Origin of the sequence: Bacillus sp. AFS001701, from assembly GCF_002559405.1 — a bacterium.
Lineage (GTDB): Bacteria > Bacillota > Bacilli > Bacillales > Bacillaceae_G > Gottfriedia.
Map to the genome: position 1 here is coordinate 1 of NZ_NTZO01000285.1, position 9,682 is coordinate 9,682.

Annotated in this window: 7 protein-coding genes and 2 pseudogenes; all 9 read left to right on the forward strand. The window is 35.3% G+C overall.

From position 1 onward, the window contains the following. Window positions 1-87: 87 nt before the first annotated feature. A complete protein-coding gene (locus CN514_RS18015) occupies window positions 88-3,582 on the forward strand; it encodes a S8 family serine peptidase (RefSeq protein WP_098233782.1) in 3,495 nt (1,164 codons plus the stop codon). Between the two features lie 235 nt (window positions 3,583-3,817). After that, entirely contained in the window at window positions 3,818-4,423 is a 606-nt protein-coding gene (locus CN514_RS18020) for a DUF6944 family repetitive protein (RefSeq protein WP_098233783.1), read from the forward strand. A gap of 289 nt (window positions 4,424-4,712) precedes the next feature. Next, window positions 4,713-5,432 carry a sigma-70 family RNA polymerase sigma factor gene (locus CN514_RS18025; RefSeq protein WP_098233784.1) on the forward strand — a complete coding sequence of 240 codons (720 nt, stop codon included), beginning with the start codon at window positions 4,713-4,715 and terminating at the stop codon, window positions 5,430-5,432. Window positions 5,433-5,462: 30 nt separating this feature from the next. Next, a complete protein-coding gene (gene clpP / locus CN514_RS18030) occupies window positions 5,463-6,047 on the forward strand; it encodes an ATP-dependent Clp endopeptidase proteolytic subunit ClpP (protein ID WP_098233785.1) in 585 nt (194 codons plus the stop codon). Between the two features lie 198 nt (window positions 6,048-6,245). Then, window positions 6,246-6,737: a quercetin 2,3-dioxygenase gene (locus CN514_RS18035; protein WP_098233786.1), complete on the forward strand. Its 492-nt coding sequence runs from the start codon at window positions 6,246-6,248 to the stop codon at window positions 6,735-6,737. Window positions 6,738-7,022: 285 nt separating this feature from the next. Next, on the forward strand, window positions 7,023-7,568 hold the full coding sequence (locus CN514_RS18040) for an NADPH-dependent FMN reductase (RefSeq protein WP_098233787.1): 546 nt from the start codon (window positions 7,023-7,025) through the stop codon (window positions 7,566-7,568). A gap of 193 nt (window positions 7,569-7,761) precedes the next feature. Continuing rightward, a pseudogene (locus CN514_RS18045) lies at window positions 7,762-8,480 on the forward strand (nucleotidyltransferase domain-containing protein). 216 nt (window positions 8,481-8,696) lie between these two features. After that, window positions 8,697-8,813: pseudogene (locus CN514_RS18050) on the forward strand (transposase); the annotation flags it as partial. A gap of 34 nt (window positions 8,814-8,847) precedes the next feature. After that, window positions 8,848-9,682 (forward strand): RNA-guided endonuclease TnpB family protein (locus CN514_RS18055; protein ID WP_098233788.1); only part of this gene is annotated, 835 nt, incomplete at its 3' end.

Genomic DNA, 9,682 nt, shown 5'->3' on the forward strand with positions numbered 1-9,682 from the left:
TAATCTATCATTTTATAAATTTACTAATTTTAAAAAGTAGCGAAATAAATATAAAACTTAAAACAGATAAAAAAAGGAGCAATGTTAATGAGCAAGCGAAATTTTAAGGCTTTTAAAGTAATGTCTACTGCGGCTGTAACATCCTTACTTTTTTCATCATTCACAGTGTTAGCGGAAACAAATAGCAATTCGAATCTGCCAGAAAATCAAATTATCGCAGCTAAAGATCAACCAACTAATCAGGAGAACGTATCAGAACAGCAAGTCCAAAAGCAAGATCATTACCAATATTCACCTAACGATTCAGTACGAGTGATTGTTGAAATGACAGGAGAACCTGTACAAAGTGGCAAAGGAAATGAAACGGAGAAGGAAAAATTAAAGCAATCTCAGCAATTATTGATTCAAGAGATGAAGAAAACGAAAAAGATGAACATTAAAGAGCGTCATCACTTTGTGACAGGTATTAACGGATTTAGTATGGATACAGAATATAAAAACATTAAAGAAATTGAAAAATTACCAGGAGTGGCTAGTGTCCAAATCGCACAAGTCTATCAGCCAGCAGCAAATCCAGGTGCATCCATGGTACAAGCCCAAAAGGTATGGGAAGATTTAGGTTACCACGGTGAAGGTATGCTAGTTGCAGTTGTAGATTCAGGGGTCGACTATAAACACCAAGATCTAACTCTATCTGACCATGGAAAAGAGAAAGCAAAATATAACTCTACTAATATACAAGCCAAATTTGATGAAACAGCCGTAAATGAACGCTGGTATTCAGATAAAGTACCAACTGGCTACGATTGGGCTGACGATGATCAAGATGTTTTCCCTTATGCCAGCTCACATGGTATGCATGTAACAGGAACGATTGGAGCAAATGGTGCTGATGAAACAGACGGAGTAAAAGGAATTGCACCAGACGTGCAAATACTAGCAGAAAAAGTCTTTTCTGATTATTCTTCTGTGGGGGCATATGCGGATGATATCGTAGCAGGAATCAATCATGCAGTCGAAATGAATGCCGATGTTATCAACTTAAGCCTAGGCACTGACGGCTCGTTTGTGACTGAAGACGATCCAATCCAAAAAGCAATTCATAATGCCACAGAGAAAGGGGTATTAGTAGTAGCAGCTGCTGGAAACGCATACTACAGTTCGAAGAGTGGTACTGTTAAATATAATTCTCTTCCTTATGCTCAAGATCCAGATATTGGAGTAGTAGGTGCACCAGGTTCAAGTCCTTTTGCTTTGCAAGTTGCTTCTTATGAAGGCGATCAAGTCCATATGGATACACTTAATTTGTCGAATGGAAAATCACTAATTTATAAACGTATTTCAGGTGCTCAAATGGCTGATGTATTTCCTCAGAATCAAGAAGCGGAGTTAGTGTATGTAGGTAAAGGGGATACTCAGGATTACACTGGAAAAGACGTAACAGGTAAAATAGTAGTAGCTGAACAACAATATATTGGAAGTGAAGCCTATATACAATCCCCTGCTGTACAGAGGGGAGCAAAAGGACTTATTGTAGTTCCTCTAGCAACACAAGGTGATTATGCTTCATTAAGTCTTAATTCGGGTTACTACATGCCAGGTTTAAGTATAGGGATTGCAGATGGTAAAGATTTAATCGATCGCTTGAAATCGGGTGAAAAGATTACGGCACGAGTAGGTAAGGGAACATGGATTGATAATAAAAATAAGGGGAAAATGTCTGAGTTCTCTTCAATTGGAGCACCACATACCCTTGATTTTAAGCCTGAAATCAGTGCTCCAGGTGGAAAGATTTATTCTACTGTTGTTAATAACAAATATGATACATACAGTGGTACATCCATGGCCTCACCTCACGTTGCAGGTGGTGCGGCTCTTGTTTTACAGTCTCTTTATAAAAAAGGACTAACGCATTCAGAAAGTGCAGCTTTAAAAGCGAAGTTAGCGTTAATGAATACGTCGAATATATTAATGGATCCAAGAACAAATGGAGAAGTTCCTTATTCTCCACGAGTACAAGGATCTGGTTTCATGCAAATTAAAAATGCGATTAATACGCCTGTCGTTGTCTCAAGAAAAGACACTACTTTAGAACAAGCTGGTGCTGTAGCATTAAAAGAAATTGGCAAAAATACAAGTTTTAAATTAAACGTTGAAGCCTTTGATGCACCTAAAGATAAAAATAATAGTGCCGATATCGAATACAATGTTTATGTAGATTTACTTAAAGATAAAACCGAAACAAAGCAAGGGGATTTTGACAAAGACGGTACGATGGATTCAAGAGATTATTTAACATTAACTAGTGAACGAATAGATGGAGCAACAATTACAGTTAATGATAATAAAGTAACCGATAAAACTGGATCATTACTAAAAATTAAACCTGGTCAAACAAAAATGCTAACTGTCAATGTTTCTTTACCTGATTCTATAAAGAATGATAGTTTCGTAGAAGGCTTTGTTCGCCTAGTTCCAGTGGATAAAGATAAAGCAGTTCCTATATCAGTTCCATACATGGGCTTTTACGGGAAGTGGGACGAACCAAGAAATATTGACGCTCCGGCATGGGACAAAAATGCATTTTTACGGGAAACAGCTCTATTCCCTTACTGGGGTGAGAAGAACTGGCTAGGAAGGCCAACAGATATACCAATTGGTTATGATAAAGCGACCAAAACTTTCAAGGAAGAAAGAATGGCCGACTCTCCATTTGCTGCAAATCAAGGTGTTTACTCGATTTTTACCGCGCTACGTAATTTAAAACAAGTGCATATGTATGTTGAGGATGTAGCAGGTAAGCAAGTTCGAGACCTTGGTAATTACAGTGAGGGAACGGAAGTACCATATCATTTTAGAAAAAATATAATGGCAAATGGTGACTTCTGGTATCCAGGATATGGATGGGATTTGAAAACTGAAGACGGAAAATATGCACCAGATGGAAAGTATCAATTTGTTATAGAGAGTACATTAGCTTATGATGGGGCACGACCACAAAAGATGAAAATGCCAATCTATGTAGATTCAGTAGCACCAAAAGCAGAAAATATTCAAGTCAACAAAACACCAGACAATAAATATCAGATTACTTGGGACATGAAGGATAATGAAGGGGGAAGCGGCTTAACAAAATCTTATGCTTATATCGACGGTATTTATAAAAATATATCCCCAACACAAACGTCTATAATCGTAAATAGTGAGCCGAAAAGTATTAACTTTATGTTATTTGACTGGGCAGGTAACGTTCGTGATGAAATATACGGCAAAAGCCCAATGTTACAAGAAGAATTATTCCTTTCAGTGTTGGATGTATGGGCTCGACCAATCACTCCAGAGGAGCCAGGTCATATTTTAGGAGTCGGAGTGAAAAAATTAAACTGGAAATTTACGATTGAAGATCCTAATGGAAAAGTGATTGAAACTTGGACAGAAAAAAATACAGAGAATGCTTATAAGGTATGGGCTCCAACTGCTGATATGCCTGCTGGTAAATATAAAGTGACATGTGAGATGGAAGATGAAACAGGTCTAAAAATCTCGGCAAAAACGCGATATATGACGGTGGTAAAACCGTAATATTATAAACTAAAAGAAAGAATCTCAATCCACTATGCATTTTAGAAGGGTTGAGATTTTCTTTTCATATTTGTCAAAAAAGCTATCAATTCTAAAAATAGGAATGATGGCTTTTCTTTTGTTCTATTAACTGAGGACTTTTAAAAAGAAAACTAGTTTCAATAAATAGGCACAAAATCAGACCTCCATTCATAATACTACGATAAAGGTTACTTTTAGCAGGATGGTGGTTGAAATGGGAGACGAGTCTAAAGCATTAGTGGGCTCTGTGATTGTATCGATTGGAACAATCGCAGCTGCAATTGGCTCCACGCCATCCAACTATATAAAAAGTAGTGTTCGTGATGATCTATCTGTAATTGGAAATATTTTACAGGCTACAGGAAATGGAATTGATGCGGATGTTGAGGGTACTGTACTCAGACCTGTCGGAAAATTAATAGGAGCAAGCGGAAATATTACTGTTACTTCAGGACTGGTTTTTGACATTCCAAAAGAAGCATCCTATAAATTATTCATTGTAGGAAACTTGTTACAAGCTTTGGGGCAAGGAGTTAATATTGGAGACGTAATTGACCTTACGCCTTTCCCGGGCCAGGCCGAAAATATTGTAGGGAGCCTAACGTCATTTATCGGAAACTCGTTACAGGCAATAGGGTGGTCCGAAGCATTATATGATATAAAAGGGGATGAAAAGAAGCTTAGTTATTATGAGGAATATCTAAAAAAAACAATGGTCTCAGAATCCGAATCATTGGTTGCAACAGGAAGTTGGATCCAAGCAATTGGTACTGTTATTTCAGTAATCGGGGTAGTAAAAGAAGTAAGTGGCGTAAATTAATCGAAAAAATTAATTTATCGGATACTACTAAAATTTGCAGAAAATCGAACTTAACAAGTTAATACGTACATTAGGATAGCTTGGATAAATTTGTTCACGCTTTATTTGTATTGATCGGTTTTTAGCTTAAGTATGTTAAAATGCATTAAAAGTAGAAAACAAGCGATAATTATAGAAGAGTTTTTAGTTTAGTTACATAAATTAAATAAAAAAACTTTTTTCCCCCGTATCTTTTTATACTTCTATTCCGTTTATAGGTTAGAGAGTGTTAATAAAGGAGTGAACATAAATGTCTAGTAAGTTTAGTCTTCACAGCATAGAAAAGGAAGAACAGGATGAAGCAACAGATGAATTTTATTGGCAGAAGTACTATCCTAAATTGCAACGCTATTGTCGGTTTCTAGCCCAAAATGAATGGGATGGTGACGATATTGCACAGGAAGCATTTTTTAAAGCAGTAAAATATTATAATAAAGAAAAAATGAATTCGGCTTTATTAAATAAAATAGCTTACAACCATTGGATTGATACTTTACGAAAAAGAAAAGAAGAAACGATAACTCCTGATTTTGAACTTTCTAAATATGCAGCTAGTCATTCGATTGATCATAAAATGAATAGCGTAGAGCTCTTACTTAAACATTTTACTCCAAAACAAGCAGTTATCTTTTTTTTAAAAGAAGCATTTCAATATAAATCCAAAGAAATAGCAGACATTTTAGGAACGACTGAAATAGCCATAAAATCTAGTCTGCATCGAGCGAAAAAGCGTCTAGATAAAACGAACAAAGAGGAAGAATCCCTTTCTGTTGAATATTTTTGGAATGAGGAAGAACGCATGAAGCTTGAAGAAATTTTTCATTTAGCTTTAGAAGTCCAAGACCCTACAGTCTTAATTCAAGCGATCCCTTCCTTTGATCGTATTATTGAAAGTCCTAAAATGCTATTCGGTAATTTCCAATCGTTCAGTAAACAAACTCCTTCAAGCACTCTCTGCATGGCTGCATAGCCAATTAACGCTTTTAAGGAGGATTTTTAAATGACGACAGTTCCTTATGTAATTGAACAATCTAATCGTGGTGAACGTTCATATGATATTTATTCCCGTTTATTAAAAGATCGAATTATTATTATCGGTGATGAGATAAATGATCATGTAGCAAATAGTGTAGTTGCACAATTATTATTTTTAGCTGCAGATGCACCTGATAAAGAAATCTCACTTTATATAAATAGCCCTGGTGGGTCAACTTCAGCAGGATTTGCGATTTATGATACGATGCAATATATAAAGCCGGAGGTTAGAACAATTTGTACAGGAATGGCAGCGTCTTTTGGTGCGATGCTTTTGCTAGCGGGAACAAAAGGGAAACGTTTTGCACTTCCGAACAGTGAAATCATGATTCATCAACCGTTAGGAGGAGCAAGGGGCCAGGCAACAGAAATCGAAATATCTGCTCGCCGAATCTTAAAATTACGTGAGCATATTAATCAAATAATTTCTGACCGAACAGGACAGTCAGTCGAGAAAGTAGCAAAGGATACAGATCGAGATTATTTTATGAGTGCAGAAGAAGCGAAAGAATATGGAATAATTGATGAAATTCTGTATCCTAATAATTAAATAAATGATCAATGAAAAAGGTTAGCGGTGCTAGCCTTTTTTTGTGCATTGAGGAACCTAATTTGTTTTACTTCAGATATTTTAATAGATACATTTAAATTATTTAGAACGAATAAGCTAATTTTCTATGAATAGCATTAACTAGTACGCTTAAGTTTAAGCTTAAAATAATGTAAATATCGGATGGGGAGGGTTAAAATGACTTTCGAACAAAAGAGTATAGCCGACTTTATGCACCGAGGTATTACAGAAGAGAATACTTACTTCTTTTTAAATGATTTTACTTCTATATTAGTAAGCGGAGAAGATACAAACGGGGCTTTTTGTGTCTTGCATTGCAACGGTAAAAAAGATGGTGGACCTCCTTTTCACGTACATGAATTAGAAGATGAAACGTTTTATGTATTAGAAGGAGAAATTACTTTTTTTATTGGGGACCATACAGTTTTAGCAAAGGCTGGAGATTACGTATTTGCTCCTCGAGGAATTCCCCATACATTTAAAGTATGCTCTGAAGAAACCCAATTCATTGTTACTGCTTATCCATCAGGTTTTGACAAATTTGTAAAAGAACTATCTGAACCATTTTATAAAGGATTCAAAAAACCTGAAGGACCTCCTTCAGCTGATAAAATACAGAAGTTGATCGAGGTGTCGAAAAAATATAAGATTTCTTACCCAAATAACTAAATTTATTTGGGTGATAATTTGGAAGTACCTTTTAAATGAGAATTTCTGAGATTGACTTGACAATATTCCCTATTATTCATCACTAGTAAATGAAGATAGTTTTTCTGTTTTCTCTTAATACTTCAGTGGAAATTTCTTTTTTAACGTTTGGACGATTGGTAAATTTAGTCGAAATATAAGTTACTTTGGATAAAAATTTATTGCATTAAATAAAAGGTAAATTATGGGAAGTCTAGAATGTTTTAAGTTGAAAGAATTCAGAGGAATCATAAGGAGGAAGAACGAATGTCAAACATAAATATTGGAGTTATCTTAGGAAGCACTCGTAAAGGTCGAGTAAGTCCTCAAGTAGGAGAGTGGGTAAAAGGAATCGCAGACAAACGTGGAGATGCACATTATGAAATTGTAGACATTGCCGATTACCAATTGCCGTTTTTGGGAACAACTGACGGAACTGAACCTGGAATTGCGGCTTGGAATGGAAAACTTGCTAGCTTGGACGGATTTGTATTCATAGTATCTGAATACAATCACAGTATTTCAGGAGCGTTAAAAAATGCACTTGATTTAGCTCGTGAAGCTTGGAATAACAAAGCAGCGGGAATCGTCAGTTATGGTTCTACTGGTGGTGCGCGTGCAGCAGAACATTTACGTGGAATCTGTGGTGAGCTATTAATTGCTGATGTAAAAACCCATCCAACATTGTCTTTATTCACGGATTTTGAGAATTTCTCTACATTTAAACCTGCTGAACTGCACCTTAATAATGTTAATTTAATGCTCGACCAAGTAGTTGCTTGGAGCGGTGCATTGAAGGCTTTAAGAAAATAGTGTTTTTAATTCTTAAATATGCATTAAAAAAATACGTATAGAGTATACATAAAAAAATTGATTTTAGTAGGTTGAAGAGCAATTCCTGATTTCTAGGAGGTGCTCTTTTTTTACATCTAGATATATATAAAATTAGCAATATGATTGATTATAATTAAAGTGGAAGAAATCAAAATAAAAATAGGGAGAAAAAATGAATCACTTAAATAAGTTAGACCATATTGAAGCGGCAAATCAATTTATTAATAAGTATTTTCCAAACTGTCAGGGGGCATTATTAGCGGGTAGTGTGGTCCGCGGCGAGGCAACAGAAACATCTGATCTTGATATTGTTATTTTCGATAAAAGTCTTAGTTCTTCATATAGAGAGTCATTAAAAGAATTTGGTTGGGATATAGAAGTTTTTGTACATAATTTATCAACTTATAAACAATTTTTTAAAAGCGATTACGAGAGAGCTAGACCTTCGCTTCCAATGATGGTTTCTGAGGGAATCATCTTAAAGGATGAAGGAGTAATTAATGATATTAAAAAGAAGCAAATGATATTTTAGATAAGGGACCAGAAAAATGGGCAGAGGATACAATAAAAGTAAAGCGATATTTTATTACGGATACACTAAATGATTTTATAGGTTCCTCTAATAGAGCGGAAGAATTATTTATAGCAAATACACTAGCCGAACTAGTAAGCGAATTCGTTTTAAGAACAAATGGTAAATGGATTGGTTCTTCAAAGTGGATCATACGTTCATTAAGACAATACAACGAAGAGTTTGCAAACATTCTTGTTGAGGCTTTTGATTTGTTTTATACGAAAGGTGATAAGAATCGAATAATCAAATTAGTTGATGAAGTTTTGCAACCATTTGGCGGACAGCTGTTTGAAGGTTTTTCTTTAGGTAAAATATAGTGTGTAAAGGGGTCATATTTTTATCATTATTCGACAGAAGACTCCTTCCTCAATTACGTGAAGTTGTGATAAAACCAGTAATAGGTGGGAGATGAATGTCAGTTAGGCGTGACTATGTCTAAAGGCTTTTTTGTTGTCTGCTTCATAACTCAATGATATGCTCAGACTTAAGTAAAAGAAAGGCTGATATTAAAGTGAAATTAGAATGCAATAATCATGATAAAACGTGCCTTTCCACAGATTAGAAAAAAGCTATGAGAAGAAATGTTTTGGTTAAGAAGTTTTAGCTTACTAACTACTGGTGGTTCTCCCATCAATGTAGTTAAGAAATAGATTAAAAATCAAGGAATGAAGTGAGGTGAAAACAATGCTCATCAATAAAGCATATAAATTCCGTATCTATCCATCTAAAGAACAGAAAACTCTAATCGACAAAACGATTGGATGTAGTCGTTTTGTGTTCAATCACTTTTTAGGACAATGGAACGACACATACAAAGAAACTGGCAAAGGATTAACGTACAATTCTTGTTCTGCTGAATTAACAAAGTTGAAAACAGAATTAGTATGGCTAAAAGAAGTTGACAGTACTGCTCTTCAATCCTCACTGAAAAACCTCGCAGATTCCTATTCACGATTCTTTAAAAAGCAGAATAACGCACCACGCTTTAAGTCTAAAAAGAATCGAGTTCAATCCTATACAACAAAAGAAACAAACGGAAATATTGCCGTTGTCGGAAACAAAATGAAACTACCTAAACTTGGTCTTGTTCGCTTTGCTAAAAGTCGCGAATTACATGGTCGTGTTCTGAATGCGACCGTTAGAAGAAATCCAAGTGGAAAATACTTTGTATCCATACTTGCAGAACTAGAAGTAAAACCAATGGAGAAATCTAAATTATCAATTGGTATAGACCTAGGCATCACTGATTTTGCCATTTTTTCTGACGGTCGCAAGATTGACAACAATAAGTTTACTGCCAAAATGGAAACGAAACTAAAACGTGAACAGCGAAAACTTTCAAGACGTGCGTTAAATGCAAAACAGAATGGGATTAACCTTTTAGATGCAAAAAACTATCAGAAACAAAAACAAAAAGTCGCTAGATTACACGAAAGAGTAATGAATCAACGTGATGATTTCCTTAACAAGTTGAGTACAGAAATAATCAAAAACCACGATCTAATCTGTATCGAAAACC